General features: G+C 69.9%; 15 protein-coding genes. 6 read left to right on the forward strand and 9 right to left on the reverse strand.

Annotation, left to right across the window (positions count from 1 at the left end):
• Positions 1–22: 22 nt before the first annotated feature.
• From OG933_RS45295 to OG933_RS45305, 3 genes are all read left to right on the forward strand, one after another.
• The gene (locus OG933_RS45295; RefSeq protein ID WP_331730853.1) at positions 23–388 is read left to right on the forward strand and encodes a rhodanese-like domain-containing protein; all 366 of its coding nucleotides are present in this window, start codon (positions 23–25) and stop codon (positions 386–388) included.
• Positions 385–1,128 carry a sulfite exporter TauE/SafE family protein gene (locus OG933_RS45300; RefSeq protein WP_331730856.1) on the forward strand — a complete coding sequence of 248 codons (744 nt, stop codon included), beginning with the start codon at positions 385–387 and terminating at the stop codon, positions 1,126–1,128. Before OG933_RS45295 ends, OG933_RS45300 begins: the two co-directional genes overlap by 4 nt.
• Positions 1,129–1,262: 134 nt before the next feature.
• Positions 1,263–1,838: a rhodanese-like domain-containing protein gene (locus tag OG933_RS45305; RefSeq protein ID WP_331730859.1), complete on the forward strand. Its 576-nt coding sequence runs from the start codon at positions 1,263–1,265 to the stop codon at positions 1,836–1,838.
• A gap of 108 nt (positions 1,839–1,946) precedes the next feature.
• On the opposite strand, the gene OG933_RS45310 is transcribed toward OG933_RS45305, so the two are convergent.
• The 5 genes from OG933_RS45310 to OG933_RS45330 all read right to left on the reverse strand — a co-directional run bounded on the left by OG933_RS45310 (position 1,947) and on the right by OG933_RS45330 (position 6,647).
• Positions 1,947–2,228 (reverse strand): metal-sensitive transcriptional regulator, encoded by a 282-nt coding sequence (locus tag OG933_RS45310; RefSeq protein WP_010358257.1) that lies wholly within the window; start codon positions 2,226–2,228, stop codon positions 1,947–1,949.
• 135 nt (positions 2,229–2,363) lie between these two features.
• Positions 2,364–4,478 carry a hypothetical protein gene (locus OG933_RS45315; protein WP_405633765.1) on the reverse strand — a complete coding sequence of 705 codons (2,115 nt, stop codon included), beginning with the start codon at positions 4,476–4,478 and terminating at the stop codon, positions 2,364–2,366.
• A 192-nt stretch (positions 4,479–4,670) separates the two neighbouring features.
• Positions 4,671–5,009, reverse strand: coding sequence for a helix-turn-helix transcriptional regulator (locus OG933_RS45320; protein WP_331730904.1), 339 nt, complete (start codon positions 5,007–5,009; stop codon positions 4,671–4,673).
• Entirely contained in the window at positions 5,006–6,052 is a 1,047-nt protein-coding gene (locus OG933_RS45325; RefSeq protein ID WP_331730907.1) for a site-specific integrase, read from the reverse strand. The genes OG933_RS45320 and OG933_RS45325 overlap by 4 nt, the downstream gene beginning before the upstream one ends.
• Before the next feature lie 160 nt (positions 6,053–6,212).
• Positions 6,213–6,647 (reverse strand): hypothetical protein, encoded by a 435-nt coding sequence (locus OG933_RS45330; protein WP_331730910.1) that lies wholly within the window; start codon positions 6,645–6,647, stop codon positions 6,213–6,215.
• Between the two features lie 119 nt (positions 6,648–6,766).
• On the opposite strand from OG933_RS45330, the gene OG933_RS45335 reads away from it, so the two are divergent.
• Positions 6,767–7,054 carry a hypothetical protein gene (locus tag OG933_RS45335; protein WP_331730913.1) on the forward strand — a complete coding sequence of 96 codons (288 nt, stop codon included), beginning with the start codon at positions 6,767–6,769 and terminating at the stop codon, positions 7,052–7,054.
• Here the strand turns inward: OG933_RS45335 and OG933_RS45340 are convergent.
• A complete protein-coding gene (locus tag OG933_RS45340) occupies positions 7,051–8,073 on the reverse strand; it encodes a DNA polymerase thumb domain-containing protein (protein WP_331730918.1) in 1,023 nt (340 codons plus the stop codon). The two genes, OG933_RS45335 and OG933_RS45340, sit on opposite strands and share 4 nt — an antisense overlap.
• A 5-nt stretch (positions 8,074–8,078) precedes the next feature.
• Positions 8,079–11,522, reverse strand: a complete 3,444-nt coding sequence (locus tag OG933_RS45345; protein ID WP_331730921.1) for a DNA polymerase III subunit alpha — start codon at positions 11,520–11,522, stop codon at positions 8,079–8,081.
• A 595-nt stretch (positions 11,523–12,117) separates the two neighbouring features.
• Here OG933_RS45345 and OG933_RS45350 point away from each other — a divergent pair.
• A complete protein-coding gene (locus OG933_RS45350) occupies positions 12,118–12,399 on the forward strand; it encodes a hypothetical protein (RefSeq protein WP_405633766.1) in 282 nt (93 codons plus the stop codon).
• 251 nt (positions 12,400–12,650) lie between these two features.
• Here the strand turns inward: OG933_RS45350 and OG933_RS45355 are convergent, their stop codons facing one another.
• Together OG933_RS45355 and OG933_RS45360 are read right to left on the reverse strand one after the other, a co-directional pair.
• Positions 12,651–13,829, reverse strand: a complete 1,179-nt coding sequence (locus tag OG933_RS45355; RefSeq protein ID WP_331730928.1) for a pentapeptide repeat-containing protein — start codon at positions 13,827–13,829, stop codon at positions 12,651–12,653.
• Between the two features lie 274 nt (positions 13,830–14,103).
• Positions 14,104–14,289 (reverse strand): hypothetical protein, encoded by a 186-nt coding sequence (locus tag OG933_RS45360; RefSeq protein WP_331730931.1) that lies wholly within the window; start codon positions 14,287–14,289, stop codon positions 14,104–14,106.
• A gap of 271 nt (positions 14,290–14,560) precedes the next feature.
• On the opposite strand from OG933_RS45360, the gene OG933_RS45365 reads away from it, so the two are divergent.
• Positions 14,561–15,475, forward strand: a complete 915-nt coding sequence (locus tag OG933_RS45365; RefSeq protein ID WP_331730934.1) for a Ku protein — start codon at positions 14,561–14,563, stop codon at positions 15,473–15,475.
• Positions 15,476–15,497 lie beyond the last annotated feature (22 nt).

Consider the following 15,497-nt stretch of genomic DNA (forward strand, 5'->3'; position numbering starts at 1 on the left):
CTCGCAAGGAAGGAAGCGTGTGATGTTCCTATTTCGCCGAAACGGGCCCCGTGCCACGGTCGACGAGGCACGCAGCCGTACCAGCGGCGACCGGGCGGACGCGGTCCTGCTGGACGTGCGTGAGAAGCCCGAATGGACCGCGGGCCACGCGCCGGGCGCCGTCCACGTACCGCTGACGAAACTGGTGGCCGGCGCCGCCCTGCCCGCTGAAGCTGAGGGGCGTCCGCTGGTGGTGATCTGCCGCAGCGGTCACCGCTCCCAGCAGGCGGCGAGGCTCCTCACCGAGCGCGGAGCGCAGGCGGTGGACGTCGAGGGCGGCATGAACGCGTGGGCCGCCGCCGGGCACCCGGTCGTCGACGAACGCGGGAACAGCGGTCAGATAGCGTGACCGTACTCGTTCTCGCCCTCACCGCCGGGGCCGTCATCGGTCTCGCCCTCGGAGCCCTCGGCGGCGGTGGCAGCGTCCTTGCCGTACCGGCGCTGATCTACCTGCTCGGCTTCACCCCGGCCGCCGCCACCACCGCAAGCCTGATCATCGTCACCGCCACCTCCGCCACCGCCCTGTACGCCCACACCCGCGACGGGAACGTGGCATGGAGGACAGGGGCCCTGTTCGCCGCGGCGGGCATCGTCCCCGCCTTCCTCGCCGGGGCTGTCGCCGGGCGCCTGCCCGAGGCGGTACTGACGGCGGCGTTCGCGCTCATCGCCGCGCTGGCGGCCGTGCGCATGCTGCGGCCCTCCACGTCCGAGCCGCCGGACCGGATTCGTCCCGGCAAGGCGGCCGGTGCCGGTGCCGGACTCGGCGCCGTGACGGGCTTCCTCGGGGTTGGCGGAGGATTCCTCGCCGTGCCCGCTCTGGTGAGCGTCCTGGGACTGACCATGCGGCGGGCGGTGGGCACCAGCCTGCTCGTCATCACGGTGAATTCACTCGCCGCGCTCGCCGCTCGCACCGGCACCAGCAGCGGGCTCCACTGGGAGATCATCGGCCCCTTCACCGGAGCCGCGATCCTCGGCGCCTGGGACGGCAAACGCCTCGCGACGAAGATCTCCGGCACCACCCTTCAGAAGATCTTCGCCGGTGTCCTGCTGGCGGTGGCGGCCTTCATGCTCGTCGACGTCATCGCCTGAACACGACGGCTGCCAACGGCTCAGACCAGGGACCAGGAGAACTCCTCCAGCCCACCCCGCTTCCCAGGACCGCCTCCAGCCCGCTTCCGTCAAATCCAGCTCCACCACAACTTCCGAACCGTAAGGACATTGCCATGACCACCCCCACGACCCTTGCCGCTGACGAGGCGCGTACCCGCCTGCGCGAACTGACCGTCATCGACGTGCGCACCCCGGGCGAGTACGCCGGCGGCCATCTCCCCGGCGCGCTCAACATCCCCCTCGACCAGATCCAGCGCGCGCTGCCCGACATCCGTCACGCCGCCGACCGCGGCGACGTCCTGGTGGTCTGCGCCTCGGGCGCACGCTCCGAGAACGCCTGCAAGATCCTCGCGGAGAACGGCGTCACTGCCGCCACCCTGTCGGGAGGCACCGGAGCCTGGGCGGCCGACGGCCACGAACTCCACCGCCCCCAGGGCGCCTCCCGCGCCACCTGGGGAATGGAGCGGCAGGTAAGGCTCACCGCAGGAGTGATCGTGCTGCTCGGCCTGCTGCTCGGGCTCGTCGTCCACCCCGCCTTCCAGCTCATCTCCGCCGGCATCGCGGGCGGTCTGGTCTTCTCCGCCCTGACCAACACCTGCGGCATGGCCGCCGTCCTCGCCAAGCTCCCCCACAACCGCCCCCGCGCCGCCGACCTCGACAACACCCTGGCTGCACTGCGCAACCGCTGAACCACACCACAAAGGGGAGGGACCCGGCTCTCCGGGGCCCTCCCCTTTCGCAGCCAGGCCGAGTGGCTAACCGACCCGGCGGGTGATCCGGCGTTGCGGCACCACAGCTCAGGCCAGAGAAAGGAACAGCTTTTCCAGCCGGGTGCGCATCTGCTCCCGGTCGCCGGAGGCGGCCATGTCCGCATCGGTCAGGCAGTGCTGCAGCCCAGTGGCGATGATCGCGAAACCGGCCTTGTCCAGAGCCCGAGACGCAGCGGCGAGCTGAGTGACGACGTCCTCGCAGTCCCGCCCCTCCTCAATCATCTTGATCACACCGGCGATCTGGCCCTGCGCCCGGCGCAGCCGGTTGACCACCGTCTTCAGTTCCTCAGCCGCCATCGCCAGTTCCACAACCCACACTCCTTACGAATACCCCCTTGGGTATCCTACCGAAGGGGTAACCCCAACCGGGCCAAGGAAAATCCCTCCTCTCCGTAGCCGACCAAGCAGTGGCCACCCCTTATGGGGAGAGCTGCCATGCCGAGGTCAGCGGATTACGGGCAGTGCCTTGTCGGGATGGGCGGCATGGACATAGCGGACAGCGGTTCCGGGATGAATGCCGAACAATTGCACCAGATGTACTGGGTCGGCTGTCTGCCGGGCCTCGTCCAGTACTCGGTCGCTCCACATCTGGCGAGGGGTGATGCCGGTGCGGTCGAACGCGCGGCGAAGGGCGCAGTAGCTGACGGGCGGGAGGGCGGGGTGGTGCGCTGAGTGCGTCGTAACCAGCAGGTGTGGATTGGGAGAGGCGGGCCACTGCTGCTGCCGCTCGTGAAGCCAGTCGTCCACCAGGCGGCGGGTCAGTGTGTCGAGGTAGACCGTGTGCGGCTGTCCACGCAGGCGAAGGTGGAGAGTGGCGTGAGCCAGGTCGGACGCGCTAAGGGGTAGCTGGGCGACGTCGGTGACCTTGATGGCGTGGACGGCGACCAGGCCGACAGCCAGACGCCCCATCGCGCTGTCGATCACGTTCAGCAGACCGCGCAGCCGGTCGCTGGGCAGGGGTTCGGGAAGGCGCACGGGGGTGGTGAGGGAGAGCCTGGCGAGCGGGTTCGCGAAGACGACGCGTTCTTGCTTGAGGGCGCGGAAGATGCTGAGAAGGACGTGGTGGACACCGCGGGCCTGGTGTCCCCGCCGGTCGCTGAGCGCGGACGTCACGTCCCCTGTGGTGATCTGCCGCAGATCCAGCCCGTCCTGGCTCCATAGGGCCAGAACCGGAAGAACGACGTTCAGGTCGCGCCGAATGCGTGTGTAGTCGGCAGGCGGGTGGGGCCGGCGGCCTTCTCCGCGGCGGACGGCGACCCACGTCCGCACCTGGCCGGCCATGGCATCGGGAAGCCGTTGGAGCTTGTCTTCGATGGCCTGGCGGTGACGGGCATCCGTGCGGGCCGTGTCCAGGCGAGCAAGCGAAGGGGCGGCGGCTGTCGTGCGCCGGTGGTCGGGTTCGAGCAGGCCGCGCTCGTGCAGAAAGAACACGATCCGGTGCAGGGAAGCTTTCGGCCCCAGGGCCGCGAGCGTCCGCACGTCCCGCTCGGCGATGGGTTCCGCCATGCCGGTGTAGGCCAGCAGCCGGTGCAGCAGCTCGATGGAGTGGGCGTGATTCTGCTGTCCGCCAGCTGTGGCGGGAAGGCAGACCGTGAACTGCTTCAGCAGCACTCTTGCCTCGGCGCTGAGCGACGGCAAGGCGCCGTGCGGCACAGCGTGAACGGCCCTCCAGTCGCGTGGGACGGTCAGCAGGGTGGTCTGCCCCGGGACCACAGGATCACAGGCGGACAGCGAGGCGGCGTCACCGTCGTGCTCCACGGCCGGCGCCAGGGGCGGCTTCATTGTCTTGCCCACCAGCTGGTGGGCAAGCAGTCCGGCGAAGGTGAGCTGGGTGAAGCCCGCGGGCGTCGGACGCACGTTCCGCACGAACGCCAGACACCCACGGCACAGGCTCTCTTTCGGGTGCACGGGCAGGCCGTCGCGGGCGCAGCGAGCGCACCGGCCCGTCGGGCGGTGCTCACCGCGACGCCAGCCGGCGCAGGCATTGCACAGGCGGGTCGTGATGCCCCAGCTGCCGCAATGCGCGCAGCCCGTCACGACGCCGGCGGGCACTCCCTTACGGTGCGGGCGCATCTGGTCGGTCACCTGCGTCGGGCCGTGCCACAGACCCGCGAGTTCCAAGACTTCCTGTGCGGCGGCCGCACCGAACTGCATCCCGCGGCCCTGGTCGAGGATCTCGCGCGAGACCTTCCTCTCGCCCTCGGCATCCCGCACGGCCAGCGCCAGACGCAGCCGCCGCCCCACCTGCACACACCACTCCCGACCCATGCCGCGCTGCCGCGCCAGCACCAGCGTGTGCTGCTTGAATGCCGCCTCCTCGGGCCAGCGCCTTCCGGCCAGATCTACCAGTTCCGGCGCCCCGAGCCGGCGGAGCACCGGGAACAGCACCTGCTGTCCGGGCATGGCCGCCGGCAGCACGCATCGGCGGGACTCCGCAGGTCGTTCAGCGGTCGGCCGGCCCAGGCGCCAAGCCTCCCGCGCCGCACCGGGAAACAGCAGCCGAAGCTGTGTCGGAGCCGGAAAATCGAGCACGGTGTCTGTGGCCTGTTCGTCGCGCACGCTCAGCACGCACCCGCGGCACAGTCCGTCCTGACCGAGGTGCTGCTGGTACCAGCAGCGGGGGCACACTCCGCGCTGCGGGTACTGGCGATCCCACAGCTGGCACCCGCGGCACCGCCAGCTGCGCCGGGGCCGGCCCGGGGCCACGGCCAGGCAGTCCTCGCACTGCCTCACCCGCTCCATTCCCGCGTCTCAGTTCGGGGGCTGCAGGCGTCGCGGGCCATCGCGTCGCGGCATCGGACGCACCTGGCCAGGGGCCCTTTCGCCGCCTGCGGCCATCCGGGTCTCGACCTCTTCCTCCCCAGCGCCGGTGGCCGCCGGTTCGGCCTCCAGGAGATCGGCCACTGTGCATCCCAGTGCCTGACAGATCAGATCCAGGTCTTCCAGCCGCACCGTGACCGGCGTGCCGCCCCACAAGGCGGACACCTTGCTCAACGACGGGCTGAAGCCCACCCGCCGGAACGCCGCCAGCAAGTCCGTCGGACGCCAGATGTCCTGCCGCGCCGCCACCCAGCGCAGATTCCATTTCACCGAAGGCTCCCTGTGTCCGCCACCAGCCGCTGCCCTGCCCGTTCGGCCGACGCCCGCCGCGCCGCCTGCTCCGGATCGCCCTGCGCCGTCAGGAGGTACCGGACCGTGGTCGTACTCCACCAGTGACCCAGCAATCGCTGCACCTCCCACAGCGACATCCCCCGCTCATAGTTGTGCGTCGCGCACGCGTGACGCAGCAGATGGGGGAACAACTCCTCCACCGGACCAGGGAGATACGCCGCCGAGGCCGACCTCAGCGCCCGCCGGAACGTTGAAGGCACCATCTTCGGCGCGACCGGCATATTCAGCGCCGCGACCGCCACGGGCAACCGCTCGGAGGGGAACAGCGGCGCCGACGGATGCTCAGGATCATCCCGGAACAACCCCCGCACCTCCTCCACATACCACCACAGCAGTTCGCGCCCCTGCTCGAACATGAAAGCCTCGCGCTGTCGTGGCCCTGACCCGCGGGCTCCCTTGCCCTGCACGAGGAAGCGACCCCATTGACCCGACTCCCAGTGCACATCGCGCATGCACACCCCGCACAGTTCCGCCGCACGTACCCCCGACAAATAGGCGATCTTCGCCATGACGTAGTCGCGGCATGCGACCGCCTCCTTGCGCGCCTGAGGCAGGGCACGCCGCCACGCGGCGAAAAACTCCTGCATGGCCTGCTGCGACGGCGGCACCCGTAGTCCGAAGTCGCCGCGGTGGCGTGGCCGGTTGAACGGATCGACGGGTGACTCCACGACCACGCCGAAACGACGGCTGATCTCGCCGGCATACCGCTGTTCAAGGAACGCGAAGTACCCGTCGATACAGTTGATCTTGCTGCGCACGGTGGAACGCGCCCGCTTGCCCGGCCCGGCGAAGTAGCGGTCCAGGTCCCGCGGCTGCAGGCGCCAGGGTGCGAGATTCAAATACTCACAGATTTCGATCACGGGCTTCACGAGCTTATCGACCGATTCCGGTACCAAGCCCGCGGCATCGCGCGCCCACTGGTACTCGGCGAGGGTGTCGAAGAAGTAGTCCCGCTCCGACATCCCAGTCCGCTCGCCTCGACGACGATGCAGATGGAAGACCTCAGCCAGGCCGGCCCCGCCATGCCCGTCCGCCGACCTTGGCACCGCCGTCTCGCGACGGATTCCGGATTCATCCACGATCACGCAGATTACGGGTAGCACTCGCAGATTCTGCGAGTTTCTACGGAAAATCCAGCCACGGAGGGACATGTCGAACACAGGTCTCCGGCCTGCTAAGAAGCAAGTGATTTGCACTCAGAATCCCCCAGGAACCTGCGCGTACTCCAGTAATCAGATAGGCGGGACGCTCGGCGGCAGCGCGGATGGCGTTGGATCCGCGGTGGCGTGCGCGGCGTTGCAGCTCGCCAAAGTGCAGCCGCCCTTCGTGAGGCACGACGAGCTCGGCATCCAGGACGAGGTCCTCGCCCACGAGTGCGGCGGCCTGAGCAATGTCCGGGAACGCGGGGGTCAGGTCCGAGCCCTGCCGGGACTGCACTCGAACCAGGTCGGCGCGCGCGAAGACGATGGCCCTGAACCCGTCCGGCTTCTGCTCGTAGTGCAGCGATCCGGGCAGCATGCCGTCGGGCGGCAGTACAGGCCGGGACTCGGCAAGCATCGGCTCAATCGGAGGAGTCAGGACCACACGCCACACCTACGCCCTAACGGTCCGGTCGGCGCGCTGAGCGGACCCGAATGATCGGCGACGTCCCCGGCCACGGATAGCACAGTGGCGGCATGTGCGGCCGATACGTCCCTCTTCCACGTCTCCGACCCGCCTCTCGAAGAGACGCTCGCACGAGCTGGAACATTGCCCTACCGACAGCGTGTGGGTCGTCCTCGAGCGAGCACCGCCCGACCGACCACTACGACGCCTGGCTCGACCCCACCCACCAGGATCCCCACGACCTGCGCGCGCTCCTAGGCCAGCCCGCGGGCGGCCACCTCGACGAACGCCCTGCCTCCACCATGGTCAACAACGTCCGCAACCACAACCCGCACCGCGTCGACGAGGCCACCGGCTAGGCACCTTCGCTGGAACCCCGTCGGCCGGAAGCGTGGACCGCGAGAGCCGCTGGATAGATCACGTCGTGTCCGTACCGGGACCGGGCGCGGTCGGCGACGGCTTCGAGCGCGAGAGGCTTGTCGTCGCCCTGGTCGAGGGTGAGCTGCCGGGTGGCCTGCTCGTCAGGGCGCAGGGCGTCGGCGCGCAGGGTGATGCTGCGGACCCGGGCGCGCTGGAGCCCGAGCAAGTCATAGATCGCATACGCCGCTCGGGCCAACAGGACGGTGTGGTGGGTGGCTTCGGTCAGGGTGTGGGCGCGGCGGGTGGAGCTGTGGTCGGCGTAGCGGACGGTGCAGGTCAGCCCGGCGGCGATCTGGCCGGAGTCTCGCAGGCGGGCGCCGAGCTGGTTGGCGAGGGCGATCAGGGCGCGCCGGTGCTGGGCGGGGTCGAGTTCGTCGCGGGTGAAGCGGTGCTCGGCGCTGATGCTCGCCGGCGCCGGGGTGGGATCAACGGCCGTGGTGTCGCGGCCGTGGGCGCGCTCGTGCAGTGCACGTCCGGCCCTCGCACCGAGGAGGCGCTGAAGAGTGAGCTGGGGGACGTCGGCGACATCGCCAACGGTGTGCAGGCCGTACTCGGTGAGAGTGGCCGCCGCTTTCGCGCCCACGCCGGGCAGTTCCCGGACGGGACGGGGACGCAGGAAGGAAGTGATCGCCTCGGGGGAGTCGTCGATGACGGTGCGACGACCGGGCCCGGTGAGCGCGCAGGCCATCGCGGCGAGCATCCGGTTCGGCGCCACGCCCGCCGAGCTGCGCAGGCCGAAGAAGGCGAGCGCGCGCAGCTGGACCAGCTCGCTCACGCTGCGGGCGTCCCGCTTCCAGTAGGGGAGTGCGCCGGTCAGGTCGAGGACGGCCATGTCGGGTTCGATCAGTTGCACGCGGGGCGTGAAGTCCTCCAGCAGGCGGCGCAGCCGCTCGGGGAGTTCTGGGTCTGGGTCGGCTGGGAGGACGAAGCGCAGGTGGAGGATGCAGCGGCTGCTCATACCGGTCACCCTGCGCTTCCCTGGGAGCGGTGGCCGAGTCGTCGCAGGTCGGCGGAGCGGGTGCCGGCGGGCTGGAGGTCGGCGTAGGGGTGCAGCCGAGCCCCGGCCGTGCCATCGGCGAGGGTGCGCTGCGGCTGGGCCGGGGTGGGGGCCGGGCCGGGCTGGCCGAGGAGGTCGAGGGCGGCCTGGGGGCCGTGGTCGCGGCGGGCGGCTGCGACCTCGTCCAGGTCCCAGGCCATCTCGCCGACGACGGTGCGGCGCGGGCCGCGGGCCTCGACCGTTCCGCGCACCAGCAGCAGGCCGGAGTGGAACACGGTGTGTGCGCAGGCTTCGTGGGAGTCTTCGAAGAAGGCGATGTCGACCAGGCCGGAGCCGTCCTCGAGCGTGGTGAAGATGACGCGCTTGCCGGACGGGATGGGCGGGGTCTGCGTGGAGGCCCGCACGCCTGCGACGAGCACCTTCTGCCCCGGCACCATGCGACGAAGGTGGGCGGCGTCGGTCGCACCGAGCTCGCGCAGCAGCCGATGATGGTGCTCCATCAGATGCCGGCTCACGTCGATGGAGAGGGTGTCGAGCTCGGCGCTGAGCTTGTCACGGCTGGTCATGTCCGGCAGCCCGCTCGGTTCGGCGGTCACCAGCTCGCCGCCCAGCGGCAGCTGCCCGTCGGTGGTGGCGCGGTTGCGGGACTGCCGGTGCAGTTCGGTGGCCTGCAGCAGCAAGTCCCGCCGGGTCAGGCCGGGGGAGAGGGCCTCGACGGCACCGATGCGGATCAGGCGCTGCGCGAGCGGCAGCGACGGCCGGGCCCGCAGCCACAGGTCCTGAAGCCCGGTGTACGGCTGCCCGGCTACCAGGCGGGCGGTCTCCGCCTCACTGATGCCCTTGACCGTGGAGAAGGCGAGCCGCACAGCCCAGCCCCGCTCGGTCCCCTCGACGCTGTGCTGGGCGCGGGAGTGGTTGACGTCGACGGGCAGCACTGGGACGCCGTGGCGGCGGGCGTCCGCGACGATGACCCGGCGCGGCCACATCCCCGGATCGTGCTCCAGCAGTCCGGCATACAGATACGGCGGGAAGTGCGCCTTCAGATACGCGGACTGCAGAGCGGGGACGGCGAAGGCCACCGCGTGCGCGCGGCAGAAGCCGTACGCGCCGAAGGAAGAGACGATCTCCCACACCTCGTCCAGCACGTCCTTGGCGTAGCCACGCTCGCCGGCCGTGCGGCGGAACCACGTCTCGACCTTCGGCAACCGGTCGGGATCGGCCAGCGCACGGCGCGCGACGTCGCCGGCTGCGCGGTCGCAGCCGGTCATGGTCGTGAGGATGGCGATGATCTGCTCGTGCCAGATGACGACGCCGTAGGTGTCGTTGAGTACCGGTTCCAGGTCCGGGTGCGGATACGTGGGAGCGGCGCCGTGCCGGGCGGCGATGTAGAGCGCGGGCATGCCGCCCTGCACGGGCCCTGGCCGGAACAGCGAGATGTCGGCGACGACGTCCTGCATGTGCCTCGGCTGAAGACGGCCCACCAGGTCCTGTTGGCCGGGGCTCTCAAGCTGGAACAGGCCGATGGTGTCCGAGGCCCGGATCAACTCGAAGGCCCGCTGGTCGTTGAGGTCGACGTGGTCGGGATTGTCCAGATCGAGCGCGCGTCCCGTCGTGCGGCGGATCTCGGCGACCGCGTACGCCATCGCCGACTGCATCCGCACCCCGAGCACGTCGAGCTTGAGCAGACCGAGGTCTTCGACGTCCTCCTTGTCGGCCTGCACCATCGCGTAGCCGGCCGGCGTCGGCTGCACCGGCAGCCGGTCCAGCAGCGCCGCGTTCGACAGGATCACCCCGCACGGGTGCATGGCGTAGCCGCGGGGCAGCGCGTCCAGGCCCTCGGCGAGCTCCCACAGCGGCCCGAACTTCTCCGCCCGCGCGGAGAGCTGCCGCAGTTCCGGCAGTTCGGCCAGGGCGGAGCGGATGTCCCGGGCGCGGATGTGCGGGAAGCTCTTGGCGACGTCGCCGATGACCTGCGGCGGGATTCCGAGGGCGAGCCCGGTGTCCCTGAGGGCGTGCCGGGCGCGGTAGGTCTCGGGCATGCCGGTGACCGCGGTCCGCTCCTTCCCGAACCGCTCGATGATCGCGTCGTACACCTCGAGGCGTCGCTCGGACTCCACGTCGAGGTCGATGTCCGGCAGCGACGTACGCCGCTCACTGAGGAAGCGCTCGAAGAGGAGCCGGTGCTCAAGAGGATTGGCCGTGGCCACGAACAGGCTGTGGTTGACCATGGAACCGGCGCCGGAGCCGCGCGCGGCGACCCGGATACCGAGCGCCCGGGTATCCGCCACCACCTGGGCCACGGCCAGGAAGTAGCCCTCGAAGCCGAGGCGGCCGATGACGTCCAGCTCGTAGTCGAGCTGCCGTACCGAGCGCTCATCGCGGTCCAGGCCGCGGGCGACCATGCCGGCCTCACACCGCTGCCGCAGCAGCCGCATCGCCGAACCCCGCTCGCCGCTGGCGCCGACGACGGACGGTTCGGGGAAGTGCGGCCGCCCCAGCCCCAGATCTGCCGGGGTGAGCGTGCACGACTGGCCCGTGGCCTCGGACTCGGCCAGCAGCCGCCCGGCCCGGGTCCGGTCATTACCCACCGCCTGGGCGATCCGCTCGGCCACCGCCGTCATGGCGGCCGGGTCCTTCAGCCACCGCTCCCCGCCATCCAGGTACCGACGATCAACGGGCCGCAGGAGCCGGGCGGCGTCCAGGACATCGGCCAGCCGATGCTGGCCGGGATCGGCGTAGCGGACCGCGTTCGTCAGCACCGCACGCACCCCGAGCTGATCGGCCAGGCCCACGGTGCGCGCGGCCAGCCGCAGCGAACCAGCGCCGGTGCCCTGACCGCCCAGATACACGCTCTCCAGCCGTAGCCGCTCCCCGGCCAGCTCCCGCCACGGCGAGAGGAGCCGCTCGGCGACGTCGGGGCGGCCCGCGGACAGCGCACGCACCGGCTCGGAGGCAGGGCCGAGTAGCACCACCAGGTCCTCGCCGGCGTACTCGCGCAGAGCAGGCCAGGACACGACGGTCAGCGCGCCGTCGGCCTCGGCATGCGCGGCGGACACCAGACGGCACAACCGCGCCCACCCCGCCGCGTTCTGCGCGAGCAGGGTGATCCGCAACGGCGGCTCGATCACGTGCGCGCCACCACGTGCGGGCGTACGCGACCGTCCGGCAGACGGGTTCGACGGGGTGAGCGGGGCGACGGCTACGTCGACACCGAAGACGGGGCGGATGCCAGCGGCCGCGGCGGCTTTGGCGAAGCGGACGGTGCCCGCGACGGTGTCCCGGTCGGTCAGCGCGAGCGTCGTCATCCCGCGCTCAGCGGCCCGCTGGACCACGGCCGCGGGAAGAGAAGCGCCGTGGCGAGCGGAGTAGCCGGACGCGACGTGCAGATGAGTAAATCCACGGCCCCACACCTCCAGCCTTTCGCTTGTCCCTCCCTGACCTGTGACCTCTCCAGGTATCCACCATAACGCTTAATCGCTCAACTGTTCGATTGTGATGTTCGACGCCACCCCTCGAATGGGACCAAGGACTGCTCCGCACGAGGACCAACCCCCGCCTGTGCCGCGCGTCACACGCCCGTAGGCGGGGAGGCAGTCCCCGGAGCGGACCCATCGGGTCCGACTGCTCGAGGGGGCTGGAGAGGCCACCCCCAACCTCACCGGCTGGTCGCGCGCGCGGCGGCGAGGAGGAACATCGACGTACTGGCGCGAAATTGAGAGAAGGGCACGATGACGACTTCGTATCTCGTCCGATTGAGGTTCGAAGCTGACGGGCCGGCCGTAGAAGGCGAGTAGGCGCTGCCAGGCCCAGCTGAGGGCCGGTACCCGGAGTGGGTCGGGCTCTACACCCAGGACCCGAAGGTCGAGGTCCACCTCATCGAGAAGACGGGTGCCCGGGAGCGGGTGCTTCGGACGTGGACGGCGCAGGGCGAGGACACGCCGTAGGGACATGCGCGTCCGGCGAGGTGTCGGAGCCCCCGGCACGACCGACATAGGATCCGTCGTCGTGGCACACACATTCGAAGAACTGGTGGAGATGCAGAGACTGGCCGACGAGGCGCACAGCCGGGTCCTGGAACTGGGAGATACCTATGGCCGGCCCACGGCGACGCCGTGGACTGCGCAACAGACCGAGACATACGAGACGGCCTGGCAGCACTGGCGGGATCTGGCCGCGCAGGCACAGGCCGCCGTCACCGCCCACGCCAAGGAGCAGGACAAGCCCCGCTTCAGCATCGAAGCTGCCGTACGCGCCAAAGCCTGGCATCCGGAACAGGCCGCAGCCTAAAGCGGCAAATCCGCTGCTGGCAGCTCGTGCGATGACGCGAGCGGCTGGCACGGGACCGGGCGGGCTCAACCGCCGACGGTGCCCGCGGAGCTGAAGCTGCGCACCAGCAGTCCAACCTTGCCTCGAAACAGAGAAGGAGAAGTACACCTTAGGCGCGCGCTTCAGGTGGCCCTTGGCTGGTCGTACGGCATCCGCCTTTGTGGCGAAGTTGATCAGGTCCGAGCAGAGGCGGCTGGATCAGGAGCCGGCGGTTACCAGGCCGTTGTCAGGATGAGCCCACTAGGCACGGGAGCCCCCACCGGAACCAGGCCATGTGGGGCGGCCCCCTGCGCCCCGCTGAAGTCGACCGTGCTCCCGGAGAAGGTCGCGTTGTCGAAGTTGACCGTGCTCCCGGAGAACCTGGCCACGCGGAAATTGACCGTGCCCCCGGAGAACGTCGTCTCGTCGAAGGCGACCACGCTGCCCGAGAACCTGGCCGCGTTGAAGTGGACCATGCTGCCGGAGAACGTCGCGTTGTTGAAGCCGACCGCGCCGCCGGAGAACCTGGCCACGCGGAAATCGACCGTACCCCCAGAGAACGTCGCGCTTTCGAAAGCGACCATGCCGTCAGCGAACGTGGCGCTGCCAAAGTCGACCAAGCCGCTGGTGAACGTTGCCTTGCCGAAGTCGACCAAGCTGCCGGAGAACCTGACCCGACGGAAATCGACCGTGCCGCCGGAGAACGTCGCCCCGCTGAAGTCGGCAGTGCCGCCGGAGAACACTGCATCGCTGAAGTCTCCGCCGTCGAATGTCACGCCCGTGAAGTCCAGGTCGTGGCCGCGCCATGAATGGTGATCCTCGATGGCCAAGCGAAGATGGTCGCGGATGAGCCGTATGACGGTGTGCCGGACCTCTCTCAGGGCCAGGTAAGCGTGGCGCGCTTCCGCGTTGGACGGCGGTAGGTCGGCTTCGGCGGTGTAGGGCAGGCGGAGATAGGCACACAGGACGTCGATGCAGGTCTGGCGTAGCGCGCGGGTGGGGGCGTCGTCGGCGAGGCCGGCCAGGGCGTGTACGCCGCCGAGGCGGACGGCCGCGGAGTCGTCGCCGAGCTGGGAGACGGCGGTGGTGAAGCGTTCGGTGTGCAGGCGGGTGGCGTCGCGCAGGGCTCCGTCCTCGTCGACGCGCTGGCGGCGGTAGGCCACCACCAGTGCGACCAAGGCGCCCGCGCCGGCGACGACCCCAAAGGCGAGCTTGACCAGGTCGAACAGTGTTTTGGAGTCGATGCGCCGCTCAGGCTTCAGTCCGTGCGCGTCGAGCAAATTCCATCCGGCGTAGAACACGGCCGAGGCGGCCAGAGCCGCGGTAGCGAAGGCCAGGACCAGGACGGTTCCGACAGGCCAGAGGCGCAGGCCGCGCCGTTCGGCTTGGCGTGGGGGCAGGCGGGGGCTCATGACCGACAGGACTGCCCGAGGCCACCAACGGTTGCACGACCTGGCTTCTCACGGTCAGGCGGTCGACGCGGAAGCCTCGCTGTAACAGGCGTTCCTTGCCCGCAAGTTCTCCGACCCCGTTGTTTGCCCGCGGTCCTCTTCCCCCTCCTCGACCAGGCTGCCGGCGCCGCTCACAAAGACAAGCTGTACGTGATGTATCGCCCCTAGCCACGTCGCCCGGCCGCCGCAGGCGGAGAGGGGCGTGATCGGGATGGGGCCCGCTCGATCTCCCGCGTTAGCGCCGCGGTTCGGGGAGTTCCCCGGGCTTGACGGTCACGATCTCCACGAAGGTGCAGCCAGCGGTCTCAAGCGCGGCCTTCTGCCGCTGGGCGCTGGGCTCGTCATAGGCAACAGCGGAGCCGCGGGGCATGCCGTCAGTGTCGGTCCAGGTGAGTCCGAAGTTCTGCATGGTGATCGCCATGGGTGCATCTTCGCTGGTGGCACTGACATCGCCTACTTCCGGCCGCGATCTATCCCACTGGCTGGATTGTGGTGCATGGTGTGCCGGTGGGATCCCGCTTCACCCTCGGGTGGATCCCCCTCGCTGGGCCCTGCCGTCCCGTGGGCGGCGGGGCCCGCCGCGCCTCCCGGCTCCCCACCGGGAGGCATACGGCTGCCCGGGTTCAGCTGGTGCGGGCCGCGCGCACCCCTCGTAGGCTCGAACTGCTCGGGGCCTGTCGTGGAGGTCTGCCATGCCCCGAACCATCTGGTCCGGCGCCATCTCGTTCGGCCTGGTCACCGTCCCGATCCACGTCCAGTCCGCCACCGAGAACCACTCGATCCAGTTCCACCAATACCACCTGGAGGACATGGGCCGGATCCGCACCCGAAAGGTCTGCGAGCTCGAGGACCGCGAGGTGTCGAACGCGGAGATCGGCAAGGGCTACGAGTACGCCAAGGACCAGGTCGTCGCCATCAGCGACGAGGAACTGCGCGACCTGCCGCTGCCGACGGCGAAGGCGATCGAGATCGACGCCTTCGTCGCCGCGGACGACATCGACCCAATCCGGATCGGCGAAGGCTACTACCTCTCCCCGGACGGGCAGGTCGCGGCCAAGCCCTACAAGCTGCTCTGCGAGGCGCTGGCGCGCTCGTCGAAGGTGGCCATCGCGAAGTACGCGTGGTCCGGGCGTGAGCGGCTCGGCATGCTCCGGGTCCGCGGCGACGCCATCGTCCTGCACGCGATGCACTGGCCCGACGAGATCCGCGATCCCTCGGAGCTGCTGCCGCCGCCGGTGGACGTGTCCGAGGAGGAAATCAAGGGCGCGCTTGCTCTGATGGAGTCGATGTCCCGCGACGACGTCGAAGGCGACGACTTCAAGGACACCTACACCGAGGCCATGGAGAAGATCATCGAAGCCAAGCGGGAGGAGAAGCCACTCCCCGAGATGCCCGAGCCGGAAAAGCCGGGCCGCGTCCTCGACCTGATGGCCGCGCTCGAGGAATCCGTGTCCAAAGCGAAGGCCTCCCGCGGCGAGAACGCCGACGTGCACGAGCTGCCGAAGCCGAAGAAGAAGACGGCTGCGAAGAAGACCGCGGCGAGGAAGCAGCCGGCCAAGAAGAGCGCGGCGAAGAAGACAAGCGCACGGCGGCCCCGGAGCGCCTGAGTTGCCCGCCGGTGGCAAGTGT

This window comes from Streptomyces sp. NBC_00016, assembly GCF_045040885.1.
In the GTDB taxonomy this organism is placed as follows: Bacteria; Actinomycetota; Actinomycetes; order Streptomycetales; family Streptomycetaceae; genus Streptomyces; species Streptomyces coriariae.